Annotated in this window: 28 protein-coding genes; 13 read left to right on the top strand and 15 right to left on the bottom strand. The window is 69.4% G+C overall.

Annotation, left to right across the window (positions count from 1 at the left end):
* Nucleotides 1–31: 31 nt before the first annotated feature.
* From BWI15_RS20210 to BWI15_RS20195, 4 genes are all read right to left on the bottom strand, one after another.
* A complete protein-coding gene (locus tag BWI15_RS20210) occupies nucleotides 32–796 on the bottom strand; it encodes an alpha/beta fold hydrolase (protein WP_077015913.1) in 765 nt (254 codons plus the stop codon).
* An 18-nt stretch (nucleotides 797–814) separates the two neighbouring features.
* On the bottom strand, nucleotides 815–1,114 hold the full coding sequence (locus BWI15_RS20205; RefSeq protein WP_077015912.1) for a hypothetical protein: 300 nt from the start codon (nucleotides 1,112–1,114) through the stop codon (nucleotides 815–817).
* Nucleotides 1,115–1,164: 50 nt separating this feature from the next.
* Nucleotides 1,165–2,559, bottom strand: a complete 1,395-nt coding sequence (locus BWI15_RS20200; protein ID WP_077015911.1) for a M28 family peptidase — start codon at nucleotides 2,557–2,559, stop codon at nucleotides 1,165–1,167.
* Nucleotides 2,560–2,688: 129 nt separating this feature from the next.
* Nucleotides 2,689–3,723: a fatty acid desaturase family protein gene (locus BWI15_RS20195; protein WP_237771364.1), complete on the bottom strand. Its 1,035-nt coding sequence runs from the start codon at nucleotides 3,721–3,723 to the stop codon at nucleotides 2,689–2,691.
* A gap of 270 nt (nucleotides 3,724–3,993) precedes the next feature.
* On the opposite strand from BWI15_RS20195, the gene BWI15_RS20190 reads away from it, so the two are divergent.
* The 6 genes from BWI15_RS20190 to BWI15_RS20165 all read left to right on the top strand — a co-directional run bounded on the left by BWI15_RS20190 (nucleotide 3,994) and on the right by BWI15_RS20165 (nucleotide 8,736).
* Complete coding sequence (locus tag BWI15_RS20190) at nucleotides 3,994–5,295, top strand: sensor histidine kinase (protein ID WP_083750885.1); 1,302 nt, start codon at nucleotides 3,994–3,996, stop codon at nucleotides 5,293–5,295.
* Nucleotides 5,247–5,891, top strand: a complete 645-nt coding sequence (locus tag BWI15_RS20185; protein WP_077015909.1) for a response regulator — start codon at nucleotides 5,247–5,249, stop codon at nucleotides 5,889–5,891. The genes BWI15_RS20190 and BWI15_RS20185 overlap by 49 nt, the downstream gene beginning before the upstream one ends.
* A gap of 11 nt (nucleotides 5,892–5,902) precedes the next feature.
* Complete coding sequence (locus BWI15_RS38450) at nucleotides 5,903–7,138, top strand: DUF2716 domain-containing protein (RefSeq protein WP_083750884.1); 1,236 nt, start codon at nucleotides 5,903–5,905, stop codon at nucleotides 7,136–7,138.
* Between the two features lie 90 nt (nucleotides 7,139–7,228).
* Nucleotides 7,229–7,645, top strand: coding sequence for a YciI family protein (locus BWI15_RS20175; RefSeq protein ID WP_077015908.1), 417 nt, complete (start codon nucleotides 7,229–7,231; stop codon nucleotides 7,643–7,645).
* A gap of 61 nt (nucleotides 7,646–7,706) precedes the next feature.
* The gene (locus BWI15_RS20170; protein ID WP_077015907.1) at nucleotides 7,707–8,192 is read left to right on the top strand and encodes a VOC family protein; all 486 of its coding nucleotides are present in this window, start codon (nucleotides 7,707–7,709) and stop codon (nucleotides 8,190–8,192) included.
* 19 nt (nucleotides 8,193–8,211) lie between these two features.
* Nucleotides 8,212–8,736 (top strand): histidine phosphatase family protein, encoded by a 525-nt coding sequence (locus BWI15_RS20165; RefSeq protein WP_077015906.1) that lies wholly within the window; start codon nucleotides 8,212–8,214, stop codon nucleotides 8,734–8,736.
* 84 nt (nucleotides 8,737–8,820) lie between these two features.
* On the opposite strand, the gene BWI15_RS20160 is transcribed toward BWI15_RS20165, so the two are convergent.
* Nucleotides 8,821–9,711: an NAD(P)-dependent oxidoreductase gene (locus BWI15_RS20160; RefSeq protein WP_077015905.1), complete on the bottom strand. Its 891-nt coding sequence runs from the start codon at nucleotides 9,709–9,711 to the stop codon at nucleotides 8,821–8,823.
* 114 nt (nucleotides 9,712–9,825) lie between these two features.
* Between BWI15_RS20160 and BWI15_RS20155 the strand changes: the two genes are divergently transcribed.
* Entirely contained in the window at nucleotides 9,826–10,206 is a 381-nt protein-coding gene (locus BWI15_RS20155; RefSeq protein ID WP_077015904.1) for a winged helix-turn-helix transcriptional regulator, read from the top strand.
* A 359-nt stretch (nucleotides 10,207–10,565) separates the two neighbouring features.
* On the opposite strand, the gene BWI15_RS20150 is transcribed toward BWI15_RS20155, so the two are convergent.
* The 4 genes from BWI15_RS20150 to BWI15_RS20135 all read right to left on the bottom strand — a co-directional run bounded on the left by BWI15_RS20150 (nucleotide 10,566) and on the right by BWI15_RS20135 (nucleotide 13,947).
* A complete protein-coding gene (locus BWI15_RS20150; RefSeq protein ID WP_077015903.1) occupies nucleotides 10,566–11,309 on the bottom strand; it encodes an amino acid ABC transporter ATP-binding protein in 744 nt (247 codons plus the stop codon).
* Nucleotides 11,306–12,157, bottom strand: a complete 852-nt coding sequence (locus BWI15_RS20145; protein WP_077015902.1) for an amino acid ABC transporter permease — start codon at nucleotides 12,155–12,157, stop codon at nucleotides 11,306–11,308. The genes BWI15_RS20150 and BWI15_RS20145 overlap by 4 nt, the downstream gene beginning before the upstream one ends.
* The gene (locus BWI15_RS20140) at nucleotides 12,154–13,014 is read right to left on the bottom strand and encodes an ABC transporter substrate-binding protein (protein WP_077015901.1); all 861 of its coding nucleotides are present in this window, start codon (nucleotides 13,012–13,014) and stop codon (nucleotides 12,154–12,156) included. Before BWI15_RS20140 ends, BWI15_RS20145 begins: the two co-directional genes overlap by 4 nt.
* Nucleotides 13,015–13,128: 114 nt before the next feature.
* A complete protein-coding gene (locus BWI15_RS20135) occupies nucleotides 13,129–13,947 on the bottom strand; it encodes a helix-turn-helix domain-containing protein (RefSeq protein WP_077015900.1) in 819 nt (272 codons plus the stop codon).
* Between the two features lie 49 nt (nucleotides 13,948–13,996).
* On the opposite strand from BWI15_RS20135, the gene BWI15_RS20130 reads away from it, so the two are divergent.
* Nucleotides 13,997–14,797, top strand: a complete 801-nt coding sequence (locus tag BWI15_RS20130) for a phytanoyl-CoA dioxygenase family protein (RefSeq protein WP_077015899.1) — start codon at nucleotides 13,997–13,999, stop codon at nucleotides 14,795–14,797.
* Here BWI15_RS20130 and BWI15_RS20125 read toward each other — a convergent pair.
* The 5 genes from BWI15_RS20125 to BWI15_RS38445 all read right to left on the bottom strand — a co-directional run bounded on the left by BWI15_RS20125 (nucleotide 14,776) and on the right by BWI15_RS38445 (nucleotide 20,465).
* Complete coding sequence (locus BWI15_RS20125) at nucleotides 14,776–16,146, bottom strand: hypothetical protein (RefSeq protein WP_077015898.1); 1,371 nt, start codon at nucleotides 16,144–16,146, stop codon at nucleotides 14,776–14,778. The genes BWI15_RS20130 and BWI15_RS20125 overlap by 22 nt on opposite strands.
* A 26-nt stretch (nucleotides 16,147–16,172) precedes the next feature.
* A complete protein-coding gene (locus tag BWI15_RS20120) occupies nucleotides 16,173–17,249 on the bottom strand; it encodes a hypothetical protein (RefSeq protein ID WP_143465710.1) in 1,077 nt (358 codons plus the stop codon).
* A gap of 40 nt (nucleotides 17,250–17,289) precedes the next feature.
* Nucleotides 17,290–19,071: a 3-hydroxyacyl-CoA dehydrogenase family protein gene (locus tag BWI15_RS20115; RefSeq protein WP_077015896.1), complete on the bottom strand. Its 1,782-nt coding sequence runs from the start codon at nucleotides 19,069–19,071 to the stop codon at nucleotides 17,290–17,292.
* Nucleotides 19,072–19,134: 63 nt separating this feature from the next.
* Complete coding sequence (locus BWI15_RS40465; protein ID WP_168197346.1) at nucleotides 19,135–19,587, bottom strand: NUDIX hydrolase; 453 nt, start codon at nucleotides 19,585–19,587, stop codon at nucleotides 19,135–19,137.
* The gene (locus tag BWI15_RS38445) at nucleotides 19,584–20,465 is read right to left on the bottom strand and encodes a class I SAM-dependent methyltransferase (RefSeq protein ID WP_083750881.1); all 882 of its coding nucleotides are present in this window, start codon (nucleotides 20,463–20,465) and stop codon (nucleotides 19,584–19,586) included. The genes BWI15_RS40465 and BWI15_RS38445 overlap by 4 nt, the downstream gene beginning before the upstream one ends.
* 135 nt (nucleotides 20,466–20,600) lie before the next feature.
* Here BWI15_RS38445 and BWI15_RS20100 point away from each other — a divergent pair, with 135 nt between their 5' ends.
* The 5 genes from BWI15_RS20100 (at nucleotide 20,601) to BWI15_RS20080 (ending at nucleotide 25,014) form a co-directional block, all read left to right on the top strand.
* A complete protein-coding gene (locus BWI15_RS20100) occupies nucleotides 20,601–20,864 on the top strand; it encodes a hypothetical protein (RefSeq protein WP_077015895.1) in 264 nt (87 codons plus the stop codon).
* Between the two features lie 69 nt (nucleotides 20,865–20,933).
* Nucleotides 20,934–21,593: an endonuclease NucS gene (gene nucS, locus BWI15_RS20095; protein WP_077015894.1), complete on the top strand. Its 660-nt coding sequence runs from the start codon at nucleotides 20,934–20,936 to the stop codon at nucleotides 21,591–21,593.
* A gap of 92 nt (nucleotides 21,594–21,685) precedes the next feature.
* Complete coding sequence (locus tag BWI15_RS20090; protein ID WP_077015893.1) at nucleotides 21,686–21,961, top strand: hypothetical protein; 276 nt, start codon at nucleotides 21,686–21,688, stop codon at nucleotides 21,959–21,961.
* Between the two features lie 25 nt (nucleotides 21,962–21,986).
* Nucleotides 21,987–23,807, top strand: coding sequence for a glutamine--fructose-6-phosphate transaminase (isomerizing) (glmS, locus tag BWI15_RS20085; RefSeq protein ID WP_077015892.1), 1,821 nt, complete (start codon nucleotides 21,987–21,989; stop codon nucleotides 23,805–23,807).
* A 100-nt stretch (nucleotides 23,808–23,907) separates the two neighbouring features.
* Nucleotides 23,908–25,014 carry an esterase-like activity of phytase family protein gene (locus BWI15_RS20080; RefSeq protein ID WP_077015891.1) on the top strand — a complete coding sequence of 369 codons (1,107 nt, stop codon included), beginning with the start codon at nucleotides 23,908–23,910 and terminating at the stop codon, nucleotides 25,012–25,014.
* 9 nt (nucleotides 25,015–25,023) lie between these two features.
* On the opposite strand, the gene BWI15_RS20075 is transcribed toward BWI15_RS20080, so the two are convergent.
* Nucleotides 25,024–26,211 (bottom strand): ROK family transcriptional regulator, encoded by a 1,188-nt coding sequence (locus tag BWI15_RS20075; RefSeq protein WP_077015890.1) that lies wholly within the window; start codon nucleotides 26,209–26,211, stop codon nucleotides 25,024–25,026.
* Nucleotides 26,212–26,228: the final 17 nt, after the last annotated feature.

Here is a 26,228-nt window from a genome sequence, read left to right as displayed (position 1 = left end):
CGCGAACGGTCAACGACTCACGGACTTGGCCTTACGGCAGGAACGGCGTCAGGACGGCGAGGAAGTCGTCCAGCCGCTCGGCGTGCACCCAATGGCCCGCCTCGGCGATCACCTCGTACCGGACCTGCGGGAACAACGCCTCGATGGCGGCCCGGTGATCCTGCTGGACGTAGTCCGACTTGCCGCCGTACACGAACAGCGTCGGGCCGTCGTACGAGCCGGTGACGTCGTCGGGCCAGCCGGAGATCTGCGGCAGCGACGCCTCGATCACCGGCAGGTTCGGCCGCCAGCGCGCGCCGTCGTCGTCGAGGATCAGGTTCTGCAGCAGGAAGGCGCGGGTGCCCGGCGTCGGTACGGCGTCGGCCAGCTGCGCGTCGACCTCCGCACGGCGCTGGATGTTCGACAGGTCGGCGGTGCGCATCGCCTGGGCGTACTGCTCGAACTGCGGCGGGTACGACACCGGCGCCGCGTCGACCACGACCAGCCGCTCGACCACCTCGGGATGCCGCAGCGCGGTGAGCATCGCCGTCTTGCCGCCCATCGAGTGCCCGACCAGGGCGACCGGGCCGACGCCCAGCGACTCGATCGTCTCGCGAACGTCCTCGGCCATCTCCGGGTAACTCATCGTCGGCACATGCTCGGAGTTGCCGTGGTTGCGCAGGTCGAACGCGTAGACCTGGTGCGACGCGGCGAGGCGGCGGGCGGCGGTCATCCAGTTCCGGCCGGAACCGAACAGGCCGTGCATCACCACGACGGGTGTGCCAGATTCGCCGTACGACGTGACGGGCAGCTTCATCGCGACCTTTCGTGGAGTTCAGCGCCGGCGTTGCCAGCAGGCGGTGTGCCAGTGCCGGCGCTCGTCCAGCGACTGGGCGCCACCGATCGCCGCGAGCAGGCTCGGGTTCTCCGGCCAGACCACCACGTGCGGGGTGTGCGGCAGGATCTGCTGGTCGCAGCCCGGGCAGCGGTACGCCTTCGTCGACGCCGTACCGCTGACCCGGCGGACGATCCAGTCGCCGTCCAGGCGGCTCTGCCGTTCCTGGGTACCACCGAGCAGCGGCCGGTCGCTGACCGGCCGCGTGTGTTTGGAGGGCTTGCGCCGACGAGGTGACATGTCCCCTCGAGCCTAGCTGTCGGCGCCGAGCCCTCCGCGCACGGGATGACTCAGCGGCGCCGGGCGACGGCGTACGCGGCGGTGCCGATCAGTTCCATCGAGACCTGCAGGCGCTCCAGGCTGATGTTCTTGGCGATGGTGTCCTCCGGCGAGTGGTACGGCGGTTCGAGCAGCGCGGGTGACGACTCGCCCCGCCAGGAGAAGTTCGCGGCCGCGATGCCGACTTCCTGGAACGACTGGTGGTCGCTGGCTCCGCGGGTGACCGGGCCGACCATCTGCGCGTCGTACCCGAGCCGCTGCCCGGACGCCCGGACGGCGTCGGTCGCGGTGTTCGCGAGGCCGGTGAACGACAGCAGCCAGTACACGATCGCCGGGTCCCAACTGGTCGCGACCATGTCGTTCTGGAACACCGCGCGGTACCGGTCGCGCTGGTCCTGCGCCAGCTGTGCGACGTGATACCGCGAACCGATCAGCCCTTGCTCCTCCGATCCCCACAGCGCGAACCGCAGCGTCGCCTCAGTCGGCAACTTCGCCAGGACGCGGGCCACCTCGAGCGTGAGGACCGTGCCGGAGCCGTCGTCGTTCGCGCCCGGCGCACCGATCACCGTGTCGTAGTGACCGCTGACCATCACGATCGGCGGGTTGCTGCCCTTGCCGCGCCGTTCGCCGATCACGTTGTTCGAGATCAGGCCGCGGTGGGCCGTCGTACTGATCGACAGCGGCAACGAGGTGACCACGGCGAGCGCCTCGCGCAGCAAGCGCTTCTGGACCTGGGCGACCCCGATCACCGGGATCGGCGCGTCGGTGAGACCGCTCGGCGCGAACGCCGAGGCCCGCCGCGGGAACGTCTGGTCGGCGGGCAGCAGGATCACTGCCACCGCACCGCGGGAGGCCGCCTCGGCGACGAACGCGGCCCGGACCGCGGCGGTGTCGTCGGCGAGCACCACCGCACCGGCGACGTCGGCCGGCCACACCGGAGCGGTCGCGGGCCCGACGTCGCGCGCCGGGCCCTGAACCGTCACGTTGAGCTTGCCTCCCGGCGCGGCACCCGCCTGCCAGCAGATGTCGTTCGGCAGCACGTTGCGCAGGTCGCCGATCTCGGCGGTGAACTTGTCCGCGACCGGGAACGGTTCGAGCCGGGTGCGGTAGCCGAACTTGTCGAGCTGGCCGGCCAGGTAGTCCGCCGCCCGCTTCTCGCTGACCGTGCCGCCGATCCGCGGCCCGATCTGCTCGGACAGCACCTTCAGGTGTTCCAAGGCGCGGTCCGAGGACAGGCTCTTGACGAGCTGCCGGTCGTACGAGTCGAGCGTCGGCGGGCGGACGGCGCCGGGCCGCGGGTCGTCCGCGGCCCAGGCGGGAGTGGCGGCGGACAGAGCGGTGGCGGCGGTCGCTCCGGCGACGGCTCCGAGCAGGCCGCGACGACTCAGACCAGATCGTTCGGTCATACAGGTCTCCCTCACAGGTCGGCCCCGAGACCTGGAAACCTAACCGACGAAGGGCCTCCGTGGAAGGAGTCCGGGAGCCGAGGCCCCACGACCCGCCGAACGAAGCGAGGCAAAGCACAGAGCGCGGACCTACTTCGCTCGCTCGGCCCGCAGTTCACTGCCGACCGCGTGCATGTGTCCCAGGCCCATCCGGTACGACTCGACCAGGCCGGTACTCAGGTACGGCATACCGATCTTCTCGCAGTACGCGCGGACCATCGGCTGGGCGAACCGCAGGTTGGCGCGCGGCATGCTCGGGAACAGGTGGTGCTCGATCTGGTAGTTCAACCCGCCCATCATCCAGTCGGTGACCAGGCCGCCGTTGACGTTGCGCGAAGTCAGCACCTGCTTTTCCAGGTGACCCCAGTTGCTGTCGTCGTCCGGCATCTCCATGCCCTTGTGGTTCGGGGCGAACACGCTGCCCAGGTGCAGCCCGAACAGCGCGTGGTGCAGCGCGGCGAACGCGATCGCCTTGCCCGGCGACATGATCAGGAACAGCGCGGTGAAGTAGATCGCCAGGTGCGCGGCCATCAGCATCAGCTCGACCCGGGCCTCGTGCCGGTTCCGGCGGCCGAGGAGGAACAGCACGCTCGACACCTTGAGGTTGAGGCCCTCGAGGGTGAGCAGCGGGAAGAAGATCTTCGCCTGGTGGCGGCTCAGCCAGCCGTGCAGACCGGTCCGGCCCTCGGCCTGCTCCAGCGTCCAGACCAGGACGCCTTCACCGACGTCCGGGTCCTTGTCGGTGTGGTTCGGGTTGGCGTGGTGGCGGTTGTGCTTGTCGTTCCACCAGCCGTAGCTCATCCCGCAGACCAGGTTGCCGTGCAACTGCCCGATCAGGTCGTGCAGCTTGCGCGACTTGCCGATCTGCTGGTGCCCGGCGTCGTGCCCGAAGAAGGCCGCCCGGGTGGTCAGGATCGCGAGCGGGATCGTCAGCAGCAGCTGCAGCCAGGAGTTGCCCAGCAGGACCACACCGGCCCAGGTCGCCGCGATCAACGCGATGTTCAGCCCGATCGCGATCGCGTACGACGCCGTCCGGCGTTCGAGCAGACCGGCGTCGCGGACCTGTCGCAGCAGGGGTGCGAAGTCGCTGCCCTTCGATGCGGTGCGGGCAGGGGGGAGCACCATGGGCTGAGCCATAGGACCTCATCTCGATGTGCGGGGTGGGGGCCTAGGCGTCCTGGCCGCGGCCGGCGTACGGCATTGACTCTGGTCGATCCGGTGCCCGAATACATGAGTGATAACCCCCGGATCGAGTGGGATCCACCACCCGGCAAGGAGTGGACCTAGCACCACCGATCCGGACCCGGCACTCGGTCATCATGGTGGGAGCGAGCCGGTACGGCCCGCTTCGGCCGGACCTTCGAGGGCCGGCCGCCGGACCACGGGAGAAAAACGATGACGACCATCCAGACCGCCGCCAAGGCGCCGCCGGTGCGGTTCCCGCGAGTGGCGCAGCCCTTCGTCGCGCTCGGGCTGGCCGTTCTGGCCGAGATCGGCATCGCCTTCTTCGTGCTCAACGTGGTCTCGGTCCCGCTGATCGCGGTCTGGGTCGGCATCCCGATGCTGCTGGTCTTCGTGCCGTGCGTGCGCTGGTTCGCGAACTGCCACCGGACGATCCTGTCCGGCTTCCTCGGCGTACGGATCGAGCGCCCGTACCGCAAGCCGCCGATGCCCGGCGTACTGATGTGGCTGCGGACCACGCTGTCCGACCCGGCCACCTGGCGCGACATCGCCTGGCTGCTGGTGAACGCCGTGATCGGCTTCACCCTGAATCTGCTGTCCGCCGTACTGTTCCTGGCGTCGCTGTTCTACCTGATCTACCCCTTCCTGGTCTGGGTGACGCCGGACGGGGTGTTCGACCGGCCGTTCGGCGGGCTGTTCCAGCTGAACCCGGTGACCGCGTTCGCGATGGTCCCGCTCGGGCTGGTCGCGTTCCTGATCTGGTCAGCGTCCGGTGAGCGGCTGCTGCGGGCGAACGCCTACCTGGCCAAGTCGCTGCTCGGCCCGACCGAGAGCGCGCAGCTGGCGATCCGGGTCCGTGAGCTGGCCGAGTCACGCGCCGAGACCGTCGACACCCAGGCGGCCGAGCTGCGCCGGATCGAGCGCGACCTGCACGACGGGGCCCAGGCCCGGCTGGCCGCGCTGAGCATGAACCTCGGCATGGCCGAGGAGATGGTGGCCCGCGACCCGAAGCAGGCCGCGGCGCTGCTGACCGAGGCCCGCGAATCAGCCAGTACGGCGCTGTCGGAGCTGCGCGACCTGGTCCGTGGCATCCACCCGCCGGTGCTCGCCGACCGGGGACTGGACGGCGCGATCAAGGCGCTCGCGCTGACCTGCCCGTTCAAGGTCGACGTGATGTACGACGTACCTGGGCGGCCGCCGGCGCCGGTCGAGTCCGCCGCGTACTTCGCGGTCGCCGAGGCGCTGGCCAACGCGGTCAAGTACTCGGCCGCGACGAACGCCTGGATCCAGATCACCCATGAGGACGAGCGGCTGCACATCCTGGTCGGTGACGACGGGGTCGGTGGAGCGACGGTGACGCCGGGCGGCGGGCTGTACGGAATCCAGCGGCGACTGGCCGCCTTCGACGGTACGTTGACCGTGGTCAGCCCGACCGGCGGGCCGACCACCGTGATCATGGAGTTGCCTTGCGAGTCCTCATCGCTGAAGATCACGCCCTCCTCCGGGACGGCTTGATCCGGCTGCTGGAAGCCCACGACTTCACCGTCGTCGAAGCCGTCGACAACGGCCCCCGGCTGGTCCCGGCGCTCGTCGAGCACCGCCCGGACGTGGCCGTCGTCGACGTCCGGCTGCCGCCCACCTTCACCGACGAGGGCCTGAAGGCCGCGATCGAGGCCCGCCGCCAGGTCCCCGGCCTGCCGATCTTGGTGCTGTCGCAGTACGTCGAGCAGCTCTACGCCCGCGAACTGCTCACCGGCGGCGGCGCCGTCGGCTACCTGCTCAAGGACCGCGTCTCCAACGTCGCCGACTTCCTCGACTCCGTCCGCCGCGTCGCCACCGGCGGCACCGCGATGGACCCCGACGTGATCGGCCAGCTCCTGGCCCGCAGCACCCGCGACTCCCCCGTCAGCCGCCTCACCCCCCGCGAGTCCGAAGTCCTCGGCCTGATGGCCGAAGGCCGCTCGAACGCCGCGATCGCCGCGGCTTTGTTCGTCACGGAGAAGGCTGTCAGCAAGCACACGAACAACATCTTCGCGAAGCTCGATCTGCCGCCGTCCGAAGACGACAACCGGCGCGTGATGGCGGTGCTCACGTACTTGTCGTCGCGTTGACCGTGGATCGAATGCTGCTCCTCGCCGAGCACGAGAAACAGGTCCGCCGGCAGGCGCCGTACCCGGGGGTCGGCAAGTCGGTGGTGACCGACGGGCCGGTCGTCCGGATCCATGCGGGGACCCATGGACAGGTCGATCTCGTCGGACCGCTCGGGCCTGATCCTTCTGGCCCGGTACGACGCCAGCAGGAGGCCTTCGCCGCCCATGGCGAACCGGTCGAGTGGAAGGCCTACGGTCACGACGACCCCGCGCTGACGGCGGCCCTGCTGGATCACGGGTTCACGCCGGGGTGGCAACGGCCACTCCTGATTGCCAGTGTCGACGACTTCCGTGGACCGGTTCCCGGAGACGTCCACGACGTCGGCATCGACCCGCACGGTGACCACGAGCAGGCACGGCGCATGGCACGAACCGGAGGTCCACACCGGACGCCGCTCGACGAGCTCGACGCGGACGGAACAGCGCCGTACGAGGTGTGTGTCCTGGCTCGCCGGCGGGCCGGTCAGGTCGTCGAGCTCGGGTGGGCTCACCAGCTCGGGCAGACCGAGTTCATCGAGATCTGCGGCTTGGTCGGCGAGCACACGACCGAATTCCTGCCGTACTGGATCGCGTGGTCACCACGCGGTCGCTACCGCTACCTCGGCGGGAACAGGCCCGAGCCGAGGTTCTTCGTCGCCGAGGTCGACGGGCCGTCGTACGACGTACTCGTGGCGGCCGGCTTCCAGGAGGTCTCGACGGTTCGGACCTACCACTGGTCGCCGCCCGATCCGGGACCGCGGACCCGTCCGGTACGGATGCTGATCGCGAACCCGGAGTACCGGGAGATCTGGGACGCCGTCTACGAGCACTTCTCGTTCAAGCCGAGCGTCCATGAGTTTCCTGGCAAGGTCGATCCCAGTCCCTCGATGACCTGGCACCTCGACGTGGTCGACGACGACCGGCTCGAGGCGATCGTCGAGCGCGGCCTGCGGGCGGCCGTGCGGCCCGGCGAACTGCTGCGTTTCCTGGACTGGCAGCACGTCGGCTTCGAGTTCGACCCTTCTCGCGTCGGGCGTGCCGAGTATCCCGACTGGCCGGGAGTCGCCTACCCCGACGGCGACTATTACCTGAACGTCACCCCGGATTTGCGCCTCGGCACCTTCGGTCACCCCTGGGAGGACACACTGTGCGTGTTCGGCGCCGACCTCCTCGCGGTGGTACGGGACGACCTGACCGCTCTGCTCGGCCCACCGATCCGGGCCAGCTGAGATTCTTTCTGCGGGGATGTCGAGGACGTAGCGTCGGGTTCGTCCCCCGGGTGAGAGCACCGGACGGGTGCTGAACAGATGGAGACAACGATGACCAAGTTCCTGCTGATCGTGGACTACAACGGCGGCGCGATCGACACCCCGATGACCGAGTGGTCGCCGGAGGACGTGAAGGCGCACATGGATTACTACGACAAGCTCAACGCCGAGCTGCGGGAGTCCGGCGAGCTGATCGGCGGCGAGGCGTTGACCGGGCCGGAGCTGGCCAAGTCGGTGACGTCCGACGGGGTGGCCGCGCCGGTGGTGACCGATGGGCCGTTCCTGGAGTCGAAGGAACTGCTGGCCGGCTTCCAGGTGATCGACGTCGAGTCCGAGGAACGGGCGATCGAGATCGCGGCGCTCGTGTCGCAGGTCCCGGGGCCTGGGGGCGTGCCGCTGCAGCAGCCGATCGGCGTACGCCGGGTGATGGACGAGGCCGATTATCAGGAACTCAACCCCCTGGGCTGAGTTCGCGCTGTCCGCGACCACTCCCCCGGGGTTACATTGCCTTCGGGGGAAGGGGGTCGCGATGCCTGCTTTCAAGGGTGTCGACCACGTCAGTTTCTCGGTCACCGATCTGGACCGCAGCGAGCGGTTCTACGTCGACGTCCTGGGTCTGATGCCGCTGATGGACTTCGGGTACGCCCGGCTGTTCCTGGACCGGCCGAGCGGATTCATGCTTTCGGTGGTCCAGCACGAAGCCGGCGTCGGTGGGCAGTTCACCGAGCTCACCACCGGTCTCGACCATCTCGGCTTCGCCGCTGACACGCGGGAGGAACTGGAGGACTGGGAGCGCCGCTTCGACGAGTACGGGGTGGTGTACACGCCGATCCGTGACATGGAGTTCGCCTACCACCTGAACTTCCGCGACCCGGACGGGATCGCGCTCGAGTTCAGCGCGCCGTACGCCATCTTGACGTCGTGGCTGGAGGAGCTGCGCGAGAACGAGCTTTCGCAGGAGGAGATCCAGGCCCGCGTGATGGCGTACCTGGGGTCGTTGCAGCCTCACCCGTAGTCGGTGGTTGGCTGGGCCGATGCTGATTCTCGTGCGCCACGCGATGCCGGCTCATGGTCCTGACACGCCTGCGCGTGACTGGGTCCTGGCTCCTGAGGGACGGGAGGCGGCGCGGGAGCTGTGCTCGCTGCTTCCGACCGGGGCGCGGCTCGTCGCGAGTTCGGAGCCGAAGGCGATCGGAACGGTCGAGCCGGCTGGGGAGGTTGTCCAGGATCCTCGGTTCGACGAGATCTCGCGGGTCGAGGCGTACGACGACGACTTTCGGACGCAGCGGTTGGCGTACGTCCAAGGCGCGGACCACGCCGACTGGGAGGCCAGGGGTGAGGTCGTCGAGCGCTTCGGGGCCGGGGTCGCGGAACAGCTCGCGGCGGCTGGTGGTCAGCCGTTGGTCATCGCCACGCACGGCATGGCGATGACCTTGTGGCTGACAGCAACTATCGGCCTGGACGACCCCGGCGCGTTCTGGGCGGATCTGCGGTTTCCTGACGCGCAGGTGGTCGACCTCGGGGCGGCGACCGTTGTGCGGCTCGGGGGTTTCGCTTAGTACGTCGTGGCCGTCTCCCGCGCGGCCGCCGCCACGGTCGCGCAGGGAGACGTCGCCGCAGTCCGCCGGCGTCGATCGCCGGAATCAGCGCGGGTTGCGAATACCGTCGATGATCCGCGTCCAGTTGTCCCCGCCGAAGCCGTCCTCGATCGCGCGGCGGTAGTGCGCCTGCACCGCCCGCGGCAGGCCGAGGTCGACGCCGGCGGCTTCGCTCGCGCCGACGATGTGATCGGCGGTCGCGCCCATCATGGTGATCGTGCTCAGATCGCCGGGGTGCTTGCCGGCGTCGATGTCCGCGCCGGGGTTCTCGGCGCCCGCTTCCATGATCGACGGGATGCCACGGACCATTCCGATCAGCTCGGGCAGCGCCTCGGACGCGGTCACACCCGCCGTGCCGAGCAGAGCCGTCGCGTGCATCAGTGACGACAGCGTGGTCAGGAAGACGTCGAGCTGCGCCTGGTACATCAGCTGCGCCAGGCCCGGGTCCTCGCCCAGGAACCGCGGCGTACCGATCAGGGACAGGATCGCCCGATGCTGCTCGAGGACCTCGCTCGGGCCGCTGTAGTAGACGAACGCCTCCTCGGTGCCGACCATCGGCGCTGGGATCATCACGCCACCGGTCAGCAAGGTCGCGCCGTGCTCGGCAGCCCACTCCGCGGCCTCGCGGGTGCGATCCGGGGTGTCGGAGCTGAGATTGACGACGGTCCGGCCTTTCAGCGAGCCGGTCGCCGGACCGAGTACGTCGTACATCGCCTGGTAGTCGGTGAGGCTGAGGATGACCAGCTCGCTGGCTTCGACGGCTTCGGCCGGGGTCGCGGTGAGTACGGCGCCCTCGGCCACGACGTCGGCGGCGCGGGCGGGGGTCCGGTTCCAGACGGTCACCGGGTGTCCGGCCGCGAGCAGCGTGCGGGTCATCGCCTGACCCATCGGGCCGAGGCCGATGAGCGTGACGGGGGTGCGGTCGGCGTGGGGCATGTGGCTCCTCGTTCAGTGGTTCAGGTCGTCACCACCATGCTGGGCTGTAGCCTGAAGTCTGGGAAGTACCTACTATTTACTGCGATACTTACCTTTTGGTTAGTGAGGACGACCATGGCGAAGTCAGCTCGGCAGGGTCCGTACATCTGCGGCATCGACGCGGCCCTCGACGTCGTGAGCGGCAAGTGGAAAGGCTTGATCCTCTGGGAACTCGACGAACACGGCATCCGCCGCTTCGCCGAACTGCGCCGCGGGCTCCCCGGCGTCAGCGAGAAGATGCTGACCCAGCACCTGCGCGAGATGGAAGAGGACGGCCTCGTCATCCGCACCGTGTACGCCGAGGTGCCGCCACGCGTCGAGTACTCGTTGACCGACGACGGCCGCGCCCTCAACGCAGCACTCACGCCGCTCGGCCAGTGGGGTTCGAGCCGAATCCGCCGCCAGCAGATCCAGATGGTCGACCACCAGGACGCCGCGGCGATGCCGCGGCCGTGAGTCCACGCGGTCCGCACCGAGCGCGCACGCAGTTCGTCGACCGGCACACGCGCGACGAATGCAGCGGCAGCTGGTGCTGACCGCAACGTTGCGGGCGCCGCGTTCTCCAGCCGACCAACATGTCCGCGATGACACCGCACCACGCAGCAGCCCACACGCCGTGGGGGGTTGCCGCGCCCCGCAGCTCACGGTCACCATCAGGGCAGCGGCAACCAGGAACCTCTGTCTTTGTACTTCTGTCTTTGTACTTCTGTCTTTGTACTTCTGTCTTTGTACTTCTGTCTTTGTACTTCTGTCTTTGTACTTCTGTCTTTGTACTTCTGTCTTTGTACTTCTGTCTTTGTACTTCGAGCCAAGCTCTACAGGCGGCCCGCGTTGATGATTCGGCTGAGGAACTCCTGGGTGCGGGGTTCGCGAGGTTGGCCGAGGACCTGGGACGGTGGGCCGGACTCGAGGAGTCTGCCCTGGTCGAGGAAGCAGACCTGGTCGGCGACCTGGCGGGCGAAGGTCATTTCGTGGGTGCAGATGAGCATGGTGATGCCGTCGGACTTGAGTTCGCGCAGCAGGTCGAGGACTTCGCCGACGAGTTCGGGGTCCAGGGCTGAAGTGACCTCGTCGAGCAGCATCAGTTTCGGGTTGTTGACCAGGGCCCGGGCGATGGCGGCGCGTTGTTGCTGGCCGCCGGAGAGATTGTCGGGGCGGGCGGTGGCCTTGTCGGCGAGGCCTACTCGGTCGAGCATCGCGAGGGCTCGGCTGCGGGCTTCGGCTTTCGGGACGCCGTGGACCCGGATCGGGGCGAGCGTGACGTTGTCGAGGACCGACAGGTGCGGGAACAGGTTGTAGGACTGGAAGACGATGCCGATGCCGGAGCGGATCCGGTCGGCGTCGGCCCGGGGGTCGGTGATGTCCTCGCCGTCGAGTTCGATCACGCCGTCGTCGACGGTTTCCAGCAGGTTGACGCAGCGCAGTAAGGTGGATTTCCCGGAGCCGGAAGCGCCGATCAGGACCACGCACTGGCCCGCTTCGACGTCCAGGTCGAAGTTGTCGAGCACCACGTTCGCGCCGTACGTCTTGCGCACGCCGCGCAGTGACAGCAGGGTCATACGGGACCACCTCCTCCGCCGTACCAGCCTTGCCGGCGCGCGACCCAGTCGGTCAGGCGGGTCAACGGGATCGTCAGTGCGACGAACAGGATGCCCGCCACGACGTACGGGGTGAAGTTGAAGTCCTCGGCGGTCTCCAACTGGGCGGCGCGGATCGCGTCGATCACGCCGAGCACGGCGATCAGGCCGGAGTCCTTCTGCAGGGAGACGAAATCGTTGAGCAGCGGCGGCAGGACGCGGCGAACGGCTTGCGGCAGTACGACGAAGCGCAGGGTCTGCCGGTGCGAGAGCCCGAGCGATCGCGCGGCGGCGCGCTGGGACGGATGGATCGACTCGATGCCGGCGCGGAAGACCTCGGCGACGTACGACGAGTAGGTCAGCACCAACGCCGCGCCACCCCAGATCACCGCCTGGTTGGGCAGGCCGCGCAACTGGAGAGCGGGGACGCCGAAGCCGAGTAGGAAGATCACCAGCAGCAGCGGGAGACCGCGGAAGATGTCGGTGTACGCCGCGGCGAAGATGCGCAGCGGGAAGAAGATCGGGCCGCGCAGGGTCCGCAGGATCGCCAGCGTCAGACCGAGGACGACGATCAGGACGGCGCAGACCAGCATCACCCGGACGTTCAACCAGAGGCCCTGGGCAACGACCGGGAGCGCCTCCCAACCGCGCTCGACGTCGAAGAAGGTCTCACGCACCCGGGGCCAGCCGGGCGTGGAGCCGACCCCGACCACCAGCAGTCCGACCAGTACGACGGTGCTGACGGCGGCGATCACCCCCGACCGAACCGTCCGTCGACGCCGGTACGCCAGGCGCTCCTGTTGCAGCGCCGACGGTTGCCACTCGCTCACGAGAGTTCCGGGGCGCCTTCGGCGGTGAGGTACTGCTGCTGCAGTTTCGCGAGGGTGCCGTCGGCCTTCAGCGCGTCAACGGCCCGGGACACGCACGGTGTCAGGGCCGATCCCTTCTCCAGGACGAAGCCGAACTGCTCGGACTGGCCGCCGGCCGGGAGCTGGCCGACGATCTCGCCGTTGTCGAGCTGGGCGGCGGTCATGTAGAAGCCGGTGGGCAGGTCGACCACGATGCCGTCGATCTGCTTGTTCTTCAGCGCCTGCACCGCCAGGTCGTTGGTGTCGAACACCGCCGGGGTCTGCTTCGGCTTGACCACGTCGCGCAGCGCCGTGTAGCTGGTCGTGCCGACCTGCGCGCCGAGTTTGGCGTCGGCGAGCTCGGCGACGGACTTGGCACCGGCGATCTTGCTGCCGGCCGTCGTGATCACGGTCTGCCGGACGTCGTAGTACCCGGAGGAGAAGTCGACCGCCTTGCGCCGGTCCTCCGAGATCGAGATCTGGTTGACGTCCAGGTCGAACTTCTTCGGCCCGGGCGCGAACGCCGCGTTGAACTGCACGGTCAGCCACTTCACCTCGCTCGCCGCGAAGCCGAGGTGCTCGGCGACCGCATACGTCACCGCCGACTCGTACCCCTTGCCGTTGCTCGGGTCGTCGTCGACGAACCAAGGGGCGTAGGCCGGCTTGTCGGTGCCGACCGTGAACGCGCCCGGCGTTTTCAGCGCGAGCTTCTCCTTGCTGCAGGCATTGGGCCCGGACGGCGTGCTCGGCGTACCGGACGACTCGTCCTCCGGCGCGCACGCGGAGAGCCCGACAACGACCAGGGTGGCGAGCATCGCCACGGCAGTCCGAAGATTCATGCCAGCAGAGTAGAGCCCGGCACCCCCAACGGTCGCCCGATCTCGCCCTTTCGGACGCGAAGTGCGCGAAGAATGCCGACCCGGTGCACCGGGAGTTCCTGATCGGTACCGCGCTCAGCCCCTCCGGTACGCCGTGGGAGTGGCGCCGGTGTGGTGCCGGAAGCGCGTGGAGAAGTAGAGCGGGTTGGTGAAGCCGACCTCCGCGGCGACCGAGGAGATCGGGCGCGTGGTCAGCTCGAGCAGGCGGCGCGCCGCCTCGAGCCGGCGGCGTTCGACGAACTGCTGAGGCGTCACGCCGAGCTGGGCGCGGAACAGGTGGGCGAAGCGGGACGGCGACAGACTGGCCGCCCGGGCCAGCCGCGGGACGCCGAGGTCAGCCTTGAGGTCGCGGTCGACCAGCTCGATCGCGCGCAGCAGGCGGTCGTCGATCCGGATCGCCTTTGGGTTCTGGGTGTCGGCCCAGAGCAGGGCGGCCTCCAGTGCGTTGAGCGCGAGCAGCTCTCCCTGCGCCAGCACGCTGGACTGGTGGCGGACGGCCGCGGCGAGGTTGCTCGCAATCCGGTCGGCGGCGTGCTCGCTCGGGTGGAGCTGCAGGATGCCCGGCGCGGCTTCGGGCCAGTCGAGCAGGGGCAACCAGTCCGGCTTGGGGTGGAAGTGGGCGAAGAGGAAGTGCCAGTGCCGCAACTCGGACTCGACGCCGTAGTCGTGCAGCGTGCCGGGGCGAACCAGCGTGAGGCTCTCGGGATCGGCGACCACGTCCTCGTACGCCGTACCGAAGCGCCCGCGGCCGCCCAGGGTGTGGATCAGCAGCCAGTCGGTGGTGCCACGGCGCCGGTACGTCGAGTAGTCCGGGCCCTCGTCGAACTCGCCGACCATCAACCGCCGGACGGTCGGCGTGAACGAGTCAGGTCTAGCAGAATCTCGAAGGTTCACAGTTCGATAGGTTATCCACTCCCCCGGCGCGGACGCGCAGACTCGAACCATGACGAGCACCGCATCCGAGACCCTGGCCGACGTCTATCAGCGGGAAGGAGTCGTGCAGGTCCCTGGGCTGATCAGCCCGGCTGAAGTGGAGCGGATCAGAACCGTTTTCATGCACCAGGTCGCGGTCGATCATTCGCTGGCGATCGACGATGGGGTGCCCGTGACGGACCCCCTGGCGAAGTACCCGCGCTTCGTGCACCCCCACCGGCGGACCGATATCGAGGCCGGCCGGCTGTCGCTGGAGCTGATGCTCGACAGCCGGATCCTCGATGTCGTGACCGCCTTGATCGGGCCCGCGCTCGGGGCCCAGTCGATGTTCTACTTCAAGCCGCCGGGCGCCCGCGGACAGGCGCTGCACCAGGACAACACGTTCCTGCGCGCCGACCCGGAGACCTGCCTGGCCGCGTGGATCGCGGTCGACGACGTGGACGCGGACAACGGCGGCCTGGCCGTCGTCCCGGGGTCGCATCGGACCGAGCTGGTGTGTCCGGAGCCGGCGGATCTGAGCGAGTCGTTCACCGACGTCGAGGTTCCGGTGCCGGCTGGAATGCGCAAGGTGCAGACCAAGATGACGGCAGGGGACGTGCTGTTTTTCCACGGCAGCGTCGTGCACGGGTCGCGGCCGAACACCAGCGCCGACCGGTTCCGGCGGTCACTGATCTTCCATTACGTGCCAGAGGCAAGCACTGAGATCGCGGCGTTCTACGACCCGCTGGTGCGGCCGGATCGGCGGACGGTGTCCATCGCCGCGGCGGTCGGGGGTGGGCCGTGTGGGGACTACGCCGATGCGGAGCCGTGAGCCGATCGGGGTCTTGAGGCGAGGCCTGCGGCGGTGCACAGGCCGGCGAGGACGGCGATGGCGATCAGCAGGGAGCTGAGTGATCGGGGTGGGGTGAAGGGCGTATTGGTGGCTTGGGCCTCGGCTGCTGCGGCTGCCAGGCAGGCGGCGAGGGCGAGGCCCAGGAGGCCGGTCGAGAGTGCCAGGCATCGCAGCAGGACCTTGCCGATCGTGAGCGCGGTGCCGCGGCCGGCGAATCGCAGCTTCGAGGTTGGCGACGGTTTGCTTCCGCCCCACTGGCCGTAGACGTGCTGCGGAATCAGGCCGTTGAGGCGTGCGATGAGGGTCATGCCGCGGGTCAGCGTGCCGACGTCGAGGCGCCGCTCGGTGTAGGCGACAAGTGCGTCGCCGTCGACGACGAGACCGATCGGGTTGCTGTCGAGCAACGCTTGCATCACTCGCGGCTGCAGCATCGCCATCAGGTACCGCGCGTCCTCGCCGATCACGTCGTACGAACGGTTGAACTCGGCGCTCTCAAGTGACAGATCCGAGCGTGTCAGGCCACGTCCGGGGCGGACCTCCAGTGCCGGCAGCTCCCGCTCCAACGGTCGGCCGACGAACACCGCGAGTCGTCGTCGACGGCACACAATGCCGTGCCACTCCAGCCAGCGCGCTTCGAAGGCGAGGCCCTGGTCAGCCAGTACGACGTTGCGCACGACCGGGCGCCGTCCGATGGGCAGCGGGAGCGGGGTGGAGGGCAGGGTGAGCATTCCGGTGCCGTCGACGCCAGGCTGGAGGGCCCTGGTGTCTCCCGCGCCAGGCTGGGGCGCCGTGGATCCCTCGGCGCCGGACGGGATCGAGGACGATCTGGGCACTTCGCCGTAGACGCCGGAGACTACCGGCCGAGCAGCCGCCCGACGCCCATCGGGGAACTCGCGGAAAACCTGCCAGCCGTTGCGCCGAGCGGCCTCGGCCAGCTCCCGCGTGGTTGCCTTCGGCCACGAATACGCGAGCAGGACGACGGCGATCCCGAGAATCAGCAGGAACGGCGCCAGCGCGATCGCGGCGTACGTCGCACGCTCGCCCGCGTCGTACAGGCTCCAGACGACGCGGATCACGCACGCGCCGATCGCGAGGACCGTGATCCAGCGGGCGAAGCGGCTCGGCTTCAGGGAGAGCAGGGTCAGGGTGAAGGTCGCGGGCAGGGCGACGAGCACCACCAGGATCATCGCCAAGCTGTAGCCGGGCCAGTCGGCGCCGACGAGCCTCGGCATCAGCAGCAGGCCGATCCCGGTGACGACGAGCAGGAGCGGGAAGCTCACGGTGCGAACGACGTCCACCGCGTCGGATCGAAGGGACTGGCTGGGCATGCCGGGAGTGTGGCACGCGGCTCAGGTCAGGCGGTGGTCGGCGGGTTCGTACCGTTGGCGAAGAGGCGAATGACTTCGGCCACCCAGTGGTGGGGCGAAAACGCCCACGCGGCCGCCTCCTTCTCGTCGGCGTGGACCAGGAGCCGGTGCCAGGAGATCAGTCGGTGGACGACGTGCACCGGCAGCGCTGCTTGCAGTTCGGCGCGGAGCACGTCGAGCGGTGCGAGATCGCTCCACTGCTGCAGATAAGCGTCGGTGATCTCGGTGAGGCGGGGATCGTCCTCGGCCCAGCTGTTCGGGTCGTCCGGGTTGACGAGCGCGTCGCGTACGCAGGCCAGCGTGACGAACGGATGTCCCCAGAGCGAATCGCCGAAGTCGAAGAACCGGAACGGCGCGGTCGGACCGGCCGCGAACACGTTGTGGGCGTGCAGGTCGTTCTGGTCGAGCGCCATCGGAATCGCGCCGCAGAACCGCGTCCTCCAGCCGTCCAGGGTGTCGGCCGCCCGGTGCAGGTCGGTGACCTTGCCGCCGATCGCGAGCGGATGCCCGTCGTCGAACCGCCCGAACCAGTCCGCGATGCCGTGCACCGTGCTGCCGAGCTGATCCGGGCCGATCGGAGTCAACCCGCTGGCGAGCAAGGCCTGTTCGGCGGGGACCGTGTCGCGCTGCAAACCGGCGTACTCGACGGCCAGGCGACGCCACAGCACCAGCGGATCGACCTGGGCCGGCTGCTCGCCGAGCGTCACACCTTGGTCGGCGGTGAGCATCCAGCCGCGGGCGGCCTCGATCGCGAGTGGGGCGATCACGTGCTGCGGGAGCTCGCGCGCCATCGCGTCGACGAGGGCGGCCTCGAACGACTGACCGGGGTTGTTCTCCTTGAACCAGTACAACCCCTGGTCGGTCGGGTAGCACCAGACCGCCGCCCAGAAGCGGATCTTGTACGGCACCGGGTCGCCGGTGACGGCGATCCCGGCGACCGCCAGCTGGGACCGCACCCACGCGTCGGCCGCGGCGAACCAGTCGGCGCCGGTCCACCGGCGTACCCAGTGGCCCTCGGCGTCCTTGTACAGCGACCGCGGCTTCGGCGGCGTCCGGGATTGCATGGTCGGAGCGTAGGTGCGGACCGGCGCGGCCCGCACGCGATTATGCGGTGGTGTAGTCGCGGAAGCCGCGGCCCGTCTTGCGGCCCAGGTACCCGGCGGTGACCAGGTGCTCGAGCAGCGGCGCGGGCGCGAACCCGGGCTCGCGGAACTCCAGGTACAGCGTCCGCTGGATCGCCAGCGACACGTCCAGGCCGACCACGTCGAGCAGCTCGAACGGCCCCATCGGCAGGCGGCAGCCCAGCTTCATCGCGGCGTCGATGTCGTCCACGCCGGCGTAGTGGGCTTCGAGCATCCGGACGGCGTCGTTCAGGTACGGGAAGAGTAGGGCGTTGACGATGAAGCCCGCCCGGTCGCCGCAGCGCACCGGGTGCTTGCCAGCGGCAACGGCCACGGCGGCGACCGCGTCGGCGACCTCGGGCTTGGTGCTGACCGTGCTGACCACCTCGACCAGCTTCATCACCGGCGCCGGGTTGAAGAAGTGCAGGCCGACGACGTCCGCAGGGCGCTTGGTGGCCATCGCCAGGTCGATCACCGGCAGGCTCGAGGTGGTGGTGGCGAGAATCGCGCCGGGCTTGCAGATCTCGTCGAAGGTCTCGAACAGGGCCTGCTTGACGCTGAGCTCCTCGACGACCGCCTCGATGACCAGGTCGGCCGTGGCGAGGTCGTCGAGCTTGGCGGTGCCGACGATCCGGGTCAGAGCAGCATCCCGCTCCTCCGACGACAGCTTGCCGCGCTGGACGCCCTTCTCCAGCGAGCGCTCCAGGCCGGCGCGGACCCGGTCGACCTTCTCCGTGCCGCGGGCGACGTACAGCACGTCGTACCCGGCCTTGGCGCAGACCTCGATGATGCCGACGGCCATCGTGCCGGAGCCGACGATGCCGATCTGCTTGATCGGACGGACGGCGGACGCGTCGCCGTTCGGGCGCGGGGTCAGGTCGTCGTCGACCACGACCGGGGAGTCCGGGGCCTCGTAGGTGTAGAAGCCGCGGCCGGTCTTGCGGCCGAGCAGGCCCGCGGTGACCATCTGCTTGAGGATCGGCGCCGGCGCGTGCAGCCGGTTGCGGCCCTGCTTGTACATCGTGTCGAGGATCTCGTACGCCGTGTCGAGGCCGATCAGGTCGAGCAGCGCGAGCGGGCCCATCGGGTAGCCGCAGCCGAGCCGCATCGCCGCGTCGACGTCCTCGCGGGTGGCGTAGTGCGACTCGACCATCGAGACGGCGTGGTTCAGGTAGCCGAACAGCAGCGCGTTGGCGATGAAGCCGGCGCGGTCCGCGGCGACGACCGGGACCTTGTCCAGCCGGCGGGCCAGCGCGAGCACGTCGTCGACGACGTCCGGCTCGGTGACCACGGTCTTGATCACCTCGACGAACTCCTGCACCGGCGCGGGGTTGAAGAAGTGCATGCCGACGACCCGGCGCGGGCGCTCGGTGGCGACGGAGATCTCGGTGACCGACAGCGACGACGTGTTGGTGGCGAGGATCGCGTCCTGGCGCACCACCTTGTCGAGCGCGGAGAAGATCTCGCGCTTCAGCTCGAGCCGCTCGATCACCGCCTCGATCACCAGGTCGCAGTCGGCCAGCGCCTCGAGCTCGGTGGCGAAGGTGACCCGGTCGAACAGCGCCTGCTGGTCCTCGACCGACAGCTTGCCGCGCTTGACCGCCCGGTCCGTGGAGTGCTGGATGTGCCCGCGGCCACGCTCGACCGCCTGCTCGTCCCGCTCCACCCCGACCACGGTCAACCCGTGCCGGGCGAACACCTCCGCGATCCCGGCCCCCATCGTGCCGAGCCCGACCACACCGACTGTCTGCAGTTCACGCGCCATGGCTCGAAGTGTGCCAGTCACCAGGTGGTCTGCCCATGAGGTGTGTCACCAGGGAGGTCAACCTCACACCTCGTCGAAGGTCGGGGGCTCGGTGAGCCAGGTCTGCAGAAGGTGGTCGGGGGTGGCGGTGGACTGGAGGGCGGTGGCGATGGCCGGAGGGCGAAGGTCCTGGGCGGTGAGGTCGGACAGCGGGAGCCAGACGGCTCGGTAGGTGCCGGATTCGGAGGTGGGTGGGGACGTCAGCTCGGGGCCGGTGCCGGTGCCGAAGGTGCCGCTGAGGGGTGTGGCCAGGTAGTAGTGCTGGGTCGTGTGCTGGAAGTTGACGACGGCGGCGAGGCCGTGGAGCTTGACGATCAGGCCCAGCTCCTCGTGGGATTCGCGGACGGCGGCTTCGGCGGAGGTCTCGCCTGGTTCGAGGCGGCCGCCGGGGAGGGTGTGGTAGCGGCGGCCGGCGCGGACGCGTTCGATGGCGGCGACGCCGTGGTCGGTGACGAGGATGACGCCGGCGCGGATCACCCGTCGACCGCCTTGGCGAGGATGTGGAACCAACCGCCGGATCGGGTCTGGCCGCGGTGGAGTTGCAGGACCTGCCAGCCGGTCTCGGTGAGCAGACCGCGGAGGGGGTCCTCCTGCCAGAGCGTGAAGAGGCGTGGGAGTTCGAGGTGGCGGTCGGACCATTCGGCGCCGTCGCCCTCGCGGGTGGTGAAGGCGAGCAGCGGAGCGGCCTTCGCGCACTTGCGCAGCACGGTGGCGAGCTGGTCGGGGGTGAAGTGCAGGAAGACCGCGTCGGCGAAGATCACGTCGTACGGGCCGCCGTAGTCGTCGGTGAGCGCGTTCAGCTGGTCGGCGTCGACGCCGTCGGCGCGCATCATCTCGACGAAGGCGAGCGTCGCGTCCGTACGGCGTACGCGGTGGCCTCGGCGTTCCAGCTCGGCGGCGTCGCGGCCGGTGCCACTGCCGAGCTCCAGCACGTGGCCGCCCGCGGGCAGTGCCTCGTCGACGAGGCGGATCAGGTTGTCGTTGGGGTCTCGGGGGATCGTCGACCGGAAGCTCTCGGCGCGCTGCTCGTAGGCCGCCAGGGTCACGGCGTTCGCGTCGAGCGAGGAGACGACGCTCCAGTCGTCCCCGGTGTGTTCGACCACGGCGGGCAACGCGACGCCGACGTCCGGCGCCACGACGACAACGGTCTCGCCGCGATGCAGGTCGGCGATCTCCTGCAGGTCGCTGACCGCCCCTGGCAACAGCTGAAGCGGCGCTCCCAGCCGCTCGGCCAGCTCCCCCGCGCCCGCGACCTCGGCGTACACGACCGCCACCCGCTCACCGGCCAGCTGGTCACCCCAGGTCACGCCTCCCAGCGGCAACAGCACCAACCGCGCCGGACACATCAGATTCATGGGCACTCCCCCGAAGTCGACGTGCTTTCAGCCTGCCACCGAGCGCCTGCCGCCACCATGAACCCAACCGGAACCCACCAGGCATCCTTCATGCACTCACCAGGAACTACGGTCTTCCTGACGAGGAGGTGCACGGTGGACCAAGCGGCGCTGGATCGGCTTTCGGAGGAGCTGCGACCGTCCTCGGCCACACCGGTCGAAGAGCTGGCTCGGCTACGAGCCGCCGGCTACTCGATCGCCCAGTCCATCTACGTCGTGCACAAGGTCTTCGAGCTGCTGCTGGGCGACGTGAAAGTGCTCGCCATGACCGGCGAGCCGGCGGAACAGATCGCCGCGATCGACAACCTCCACGATCGCCTGGAGCGAGAGCTGACATCGGGCGCTGACCAGGACGAATGAGTGCTCGGCCGAGGCTCACGCCCGACTCCTGCTGAGGTTTTCCGCTCTCTTGGACTACGGTGTCTCCTCGTGCGCCTGGTGATTGCTCGTTGCTCAGTGGACTACTCCGGCCGGTTGACCGCTCATCTGCCGATGGCTCCGCGGTTGTTGATGGTGAAGGCGGACGGGTCGGTGCTGATTCACGCCGACGGTGGGTCGTACAAGCCGCTGAACTGGATGTCTCCGCCGTGCAAGCTGACGGAGGAAGAAGGCGTCTGGAGCGTCACGAACAAGGCCGGCGAAGAACTGCGGATCACCTTCGAGGAGGTGGTCAGCGACACGTCGTACGAGCTGGGGCTGGACCCGGGGCTGATCAAGGACGGTGTCGAGGCGCACCTGCAGGAACTGCTGGCCGAGCACGTCACCACGTTCGGCGAGGGGTGGACGCTGGTCCGCCGGGAGTACCCGACGGCGATCGGACCGGTCGACCTGCTCTGCCGGGACGCCGAAGGGCGGCACGTCGCGGTCGAGATCAAGCGGCGCGGCGAGATCGACGGCGTCGAGCAGCTCACCCGGTACGTCGAACTGCTCAACCGCGACCCCCTGCTCGCCCCGGTCCGCGGCGTCTTCGCCGCTCAGCTGATCAAGCCGCAGGCCCAGTTCCTGGCCACCGACCGCGGCCTGGAGTGCGTGACGGTCGACTACGACGCGCTGCGCGGCATGGAATCCGACGTCCTGCGCCTGTTCTAAGCCAATCAGAAACTGAGTAAACAGAATAATCTGCCCGAATTCGGGCAGATCCTTGGCTGAGCACCCTTCGGACCGGCACAGTAGTCCGGGTGATGAGTGAGGTGACGCAGCCGAGCGACGAGCTGGTCGACCAGGTCAGCCGGACCACCGGCCTGAGCACCGACGACGCCCGGCGGGTGGTCGCCGACGTGCTCGCGTACTTCACCGAGACCACCGAGGAGTACGTCCGGCGCCGGCACCGCGAGCTGCAGACCTACGGCGCGCGCAACGACGAGATCTTCGCCCGGCTCGCCGACGAGCTGCGGCACTGGCCGGTCCGCTCCCCTGAACTCTCTGCCCGGCAGCTACGACGGATCGTCTACGGCTGACCAACAGCGAAAGGAACCCCATCCCATGTGCGGAATCGTCGGGTACGTCGGCAGCAAGCCGGCCGCGCCCATCCTCGTGGACGGTCTGGCCCGGCTGGAGTACCGCGGCTACGACTCGGCAGGTGTCGCCGTGGTCGGCTCCAGCGAGCTGAAGGTCCACAAGGACGCCGGCCGCGTCCGGGAGCTGGAGGCCTCGCTGCCGAAGCGGTTCGGCGGCAAGCTCGGCATCGGCCACACCCGCTGGGCCACCCACGGCGGCCCGAGCAAGGACAACGCGCACCCGCACGTGAGCGCCGACCAGCGGATCGCGGTCGTGCACAACGGCATCTTCGACAACGCCGGCGTGCTGCGCGCCCAGCTGGAGGACGCCGGAGTCAAGCTGCGCTCCGACACCGACACCGAGGTGCTCGCGCACCTGATCGAGCAGTCCGAGGGCGAGACGCTCGAGGACAAGGTGCTGGCCGCGCTGCGCCGGATCGAGGGCACCTACGGCATCGCCGTGATCGACCTGGACTTCCCCGACCGGATCGTGGTCGCCCGCAACGGCAGCCCGCTGATCCTCGGTGTCGGTGACGGCGAGATGCACGTCGCCTCCGACGCCGCCGCGCTGATCCGCTACACCCGTCAGGTCGTCTACCTGGACGACGGCGAGCTGGCCACCGTCCGCGCCGACGGCTACCGCACCTTCACCCAGGACTCCCGGACCACCACCAAGACCGAGAAGACGGTCGAGTGGGACGCCGAGGAGTTCGAGCGCGGCGCGCACGAGCACTTCATGGTCAAGGAGATCCACGAGCAGCCCGAGGCGGTGCAGCGGGTGATCCGCGGCCGGCTCGACGAGCGCTTCCACGCCGTGCACCTGGGCGGCCTGAACATGGACGCCCGGGAGGCCCGCGAGATCAAGCGGGTCAAGATCCTCGGCTGCGGTTCGGCGTACTACGCCGGGCAGCTCGGCGCCCAGTTCATCGAGGAGGTCGCCCGGATCCCCGCCGACGCCGAGCCGGCCTCGGAGTTCCGCTACCGCAACCCGGTCGTCGAGCGGGACACCTTGTACGTCGCGGTCAGCCAGTCCGGCGAGACGCTGGACACCCTGGTCGCCGTCCAGGAGCTCAAGCGCAAGGGCGGCCGGGTGATCGGCCTGGTCAACGCGGTCGGCTCCAGCATCGCCCGTGAGGTGGACGGCGGCGTCTACCTGCACGCCGGTCCGGAGGTGTCGGTCGCCTCGACCAAGGCGCTGACCAACATGGCGGTCGGGTTCGCGATGCTCGGCATCCACCTGGGCCGGATCCGCGACGTCTCCCCCGCCGACGGCCGGCGGCTGATCGACGGGCTGAAGAAGATCCCGGCACAGATCCAGGCGATCGTCGACACCGAGCCGGAGCTGGCCGAGATCGCCGGCCGCCTGTCGCAGCACGAGAGCCTGTTCTTCGTCGGCCGGACCCGCGGCTACCCGGTCGCCCGCGAGGGAGCGCAGAAGCTCAAGGAGATCTCCTACCGGCACGCCGAGGCGTACCAGACCTCCGAGCTCAAGCACGGCCCGCTGGCACTGATCTCGCCGGACGTTCCGACCGTCGCGATCGTGCCGGACGACGAGCTGCTGGACCGCAACATCGGCGCGCTGCACGAGATCGCCGCCCGGTCCGGCCCGCTGTACGTCGTGACGCACCCCGGCGTCGAGATCCCGGACGGCGCGGCCGCGGTCATCCGGGTGCCGAAGAACGAGCCCGAGCTGGACCCGATCCTGCTCACGATCCCGCTGCAACTGCTGGCCTACCACGCGTCGGTCGCGCTCGGCCACGACGTCGACAAGCCGCGCAACCTGGCGAAGTCGGTCACTGTCGAGTAGTCGCCAGGCTGCAGGAAGCTGCAGCCGCAGCCGTTCATCCGTTGTTCGGTCGTCTAGGTTTCGATCAGGACCCTAGACGACCGACTTCGGAAGGATTTCCATGCGCTGGCAGGCTCCACTCGCCGCGGCGGCCACCGTCGCCGCGCTGACCGCAACCCTGACCGCCGCCGGACCCGCGGTGGCGAGCAGCCGGCCCGGCGACGGCGGCGGCTCGGCGAACTGCTCTCCCGACGCGCGGTTCCTCGGCTTCACCGACAGCCTGGACAAGACCACGTACGCCGGCCAGAAGGTCTCCGGCCTGTCCGCGCTGAACGTGACCCGCCCGGGCCACGCCGTCGCGCTCGTCGACAACGTCCAGACGTCCCCGGCCCGCGTCTTCGACCTGCGGATCAGCAGCAAACCCACGGTCGCCGTCGACGGGATGACGATCCTGCGCCGCCCCGACGGTACGCCGTACACGGGTGCTGACTTCGACGGCGAGGGCCTGGTCGTCGAGCGCGGCGCGCGGACCATCCTCGCCACGTCGGAGCGCGAGCCGTCGATCCGCCGCTTCCGCCTCTCCGACGGCCGGCAGATCGGCGAACTGCCGGTGCCGTCGCGCTTCCTGGTCGCACCGGCGGGCCAGGCTGCCACCAACCAGACCTTTGAGTCGCTTGCCGTCAGCCCCGACGGCCTGTCCCTGTACGCCGGCATGGAGGGCGCGCTCACCCCTGACGGCATCGATGCCGACGGACGGAGCCGCAACCGCATCCTCCGGTACGCCGGCCTGCCGGGCCACGCGTACAAGCCGGTCGGACAGCTCGCCTACAAGACCGACCCCGGCCTGAACCTCGTCGAGCTGGCGGTCGTCGGCCGCGACCGGCTCGTGTCGATGGAGCGCGCCTTCGTCGCGGGTGTCGGCAACACCATCCGGGTTTTCTCGGTCTCCACGAAGCACGCTCCGGACGTCAGCGGGCGTGAATCGATCGCGAGCGCCCCGGCGAAGGACTTCGTCCAGAAGAAGCTGCTGTTCGACCTGGTCGACTGCCCGCCGTCCGGCGCGGTCGCCAAGCAGCCGCAGCCCAACCCGCTGCTGGACAACGTCGAGGCCCTCGCGCTCGGTGGCTACCTGCCCGGCGGCCGTCGCCAGCTCTACTTGCTGTCCGACGACAACGACGGCGCCACCCAGATCACCCGGCTCTACTCACTGGCCGTCGACCTGCACTGACGAAGGCCGTCAGGACGAGGCAGTCAGCGGCGCAGGCATCCCGTCGGTGAACAGCTGCGCGTCGATCTGATCCAGGGCGACGCGCAGCGCACCGAGAGCCACGCTGTCGGCGCCCAGGCTGGAAGCCCGGATCTCCGGAACGCGCAGGCACAACCGGCCCAGCTCCTGCGCGAGCGGGTCGATGATCAGGTCCGCGGAGCGCGAGTAGCCACCGCCGAGCACGACGACCTGCGGGTCGAGCGTCAGCACGAGGGCCGCGGCGCCGACGGCGAGGTCCTTCACGTAGCGGCGCAGCGCGGTCTTCGCGTCGCGATCGCCTTCGCGCGCCTGGTTGAAGACCCAGGCGGCCTTGTCGTCGGGATGGATGTCGGCAGGTACGCCCGGGCAGTTCTCGATGTGGGACGGAGCGGACAACCAGCGGACCGCCTTGAGCGCGCCGATCTCACCGGCGGCGCCGCCGTGGCCGCGCCGCAGCGTGCCGTCGAGGATGAGGCCCGCTCCGGTGCGCATGCCGGCCAGGATGTAGACGATGTCGTCGGCGTCCTGCGCCGCGCCCTTCCAGCGTTCGGCGACGGCGGCGAGCTTGCAGTCGTTCTCGACCAGGATCGGGCAGCTGAACCGGGCGGCGAGGTGCTCGGCCGGAGAGACGCTGGCCCAGCCCGGCAGCGGGGTGAACAGAGTGGTCCGGCCGGTGGCGTCGACCGGGCCGGTCACCCCGACCGTCACGGCCCAGATCTGCTCGGGCCGCATCTTCACGGCGGCCAGGCACTGGCTGATGGCGGTGTCGACGGCTTTCAGCCGCGCGCCCGGGTCGGCGTCGGGCTCGACCGGCAGCCGGTGGCTGTGCACGACCTGTCCCTCGAGGTCGGCGAGCAGCACGAGGATCTTGTGGCCGCCGACGTCGACGCCGAGCACGTGCCCGGCGTCGGCGTTGAAGCGGTAGCGCCGGGCCGGGCGGCCGACGCTGCTGCCGTCCGGCTCGACGATCTTCACCCAGCCGTCGGTGACCAGCCCGCGGACGACGACGTCCGCCCCGGGGCGGGACAGGCCGGTGCGGCTGGCCAGCTCGGTGACCGTGGCCGGCGGCTGCCCACGCATCGCCCGCACGATACTGATCGAGTTGAGCTCGCGGAGCGTGCTGACATCGGCTCCGGACGCGGCCGTACCGGTCACCCCGAACTCCCCCTTACGCTTCATTGAAGCGAAATTTTAGC

Source organism: Kribbella sp. ALI-6-A (genome assembly GCF_001984195.1).
In the GTDB taxonomy this organism is placed as follows: domain Bacteria; phylum Actinomycetota; class Actinomycetes; order Propionibacteriales; family Kribbellaceae; genus Kribbella.
The sequence above is the reverse complement of the archived record's forward strand: the minus strand, read 5'-3'. Positions and strand labels throughout refer to the sequence as shown.

Coding starts and splice junctions, on each gene's coding strand:
- BWI15_RS20120 (WP_143465710.1), bottom strand. CDS start 17,249: ATGCAATCCCGGACGCCGCCGAAGCCGCGGTCGCTGTACAAGGACGCC.
- BWI15_RS20160 (WP_077015905.1), bottom strand. CDS start 9,711: ATGCCCCACGCCGACCGCACCCCCGTCACGCTCATCGGCCTCGGCCCG.
- BWI15_RS20115 (WP_077015896.1), bottom strand. CDS start 19,071: ATGGCGCGTGAACTGCAGACAGTCGGTGTGGTCGGGCTCGGCACGATG.
- BWI15_RS20170 (WP_077015907.1), top strand. CDS start 7,707: ATGCCTGCTTTCAAGGGTGTCGACCACGTCAGTTTCTCGGTCACCGAT.
- BWI15_RS20165 (WP_077015906.1), top strand. CDS start 8,212: ATGCTGATTCTCGTGCGCCACGCGATGCCGGCTCATGGTCCTGACACG.
- BWI15_RS20075 (WP_077015890.1), bottom strand. CDS start 26,211: ATGAAGCGTAAGGGGGAGTTCGGGGTGACCGGTACGGCCGCGTCCGGA.
- BWI15_RS38450 (WP_083750884.1), top strand. CDS start 5,903: ATGCTGCTCCTCGCCGAGCACGAGAAACAGGTCCGCCGGCAGGCGCCG.
- BWI15_RS20125 (WP_077015898.1), bottom strand. CDS start 16,146: ATGCCCAGCCAGTCCCTTCGATCCGACGCGGTGGACGTCGTTCGCACC.
- BWI15_RS20080 (WP_077015891.1), top strand. CDS start 23,908: ATGCGCTGGCAGGCTCCACTCGCCGCGGCGGCCACCGTCGCCGCGCTG.
- BWI15_RS20195 (WP_237771364.1), bottom strand. CDS start 3,723: ATGGTGCTCCCCCCTGCCCGCACCGCATCGAAGGGCAGCGACTTCGCA.
- BWI15_RS38445 (WP_083750881.1), bottom strand. CDS start 20,465: ATGAATCTGATGTGTCCGGCGCGGTTGGTGCTGTTGCCGCTGGGAGGC.
- BWI15_RS20200 (WP_077015911.1), bottom strand. CDS start 2,559: ATGACCGAACGATCTGGTCTGAGTCGTCGCGGCCTGCTCGGAGCCGTC.
- BWI15_RS20130 (WP_077015899.1), top strand. CDS start 13,997: ATGACGAGCACCGCATCCGAGACCCTGGCCGACGTCTATCAGCGGGAA.
- BWI15_RS20190 (WP_083750885.1), top strand. CDS start 3,994: ATGACGACCATCCAGACCGCCGCCAAGGCGCCGCCGGTGCGGTTCCCG.
- BWI15_RS20210 (WP_077015913.1), bottom strand. CDS start 796: ATGAAGCTGCCCGTCACGTCGTACGGCGAATCTGGCACACCCGTCGTG.
- BWI15_RS20175 (WP_077015908.1), top strand. CDS start 7,229: ATGACCAAGTTCCTGCTGATCGTGGACTACAACGGCGGCGCGATCGAC.
- BWI15_RS20205 (WP_077015912.1), bottom strand. CDS start 1,114: ATGTCACCTCGTCGGCGCAAGCCCTCCAAACACACGCGGCCGGTCAGC.
- BWI15_RS20155 (WP_077015904.1), top strand. CDS start 9,826: ATGGCGAAGTCAGCTCGGCAGGGTCCGTACATCTGCGGCATCGACGCG.
- BWI15_RS20140 (WP_077015901.1), bottom strand. CDS start 13,014: ATGAATCTTCGGACTGCCGTGGCGATGCTCGCCACCCTGGTCGTTGTC.
- glmS (WP_077015892.1), top strand. CDS start 21,987: ATGTGCGGAATCGTCGGGTACGTCGGCAGCAAGCCGGCCGCGCCCATC.
- BWI15_RS20150 (WP_077015903.1), bottom strand. CDS start 11,309: ATGACCCTGCTGTCACTGCGCGGCGTGCGCAAGACGTACGGCGCGAAC.
- BWI15_RS20090 (WP_077015893.1), top strand. CDS start 21,686: ATGAGTGAGGTGACGCAGCCGAGCGACGAGCTGGTCGACCAGGTCAGC.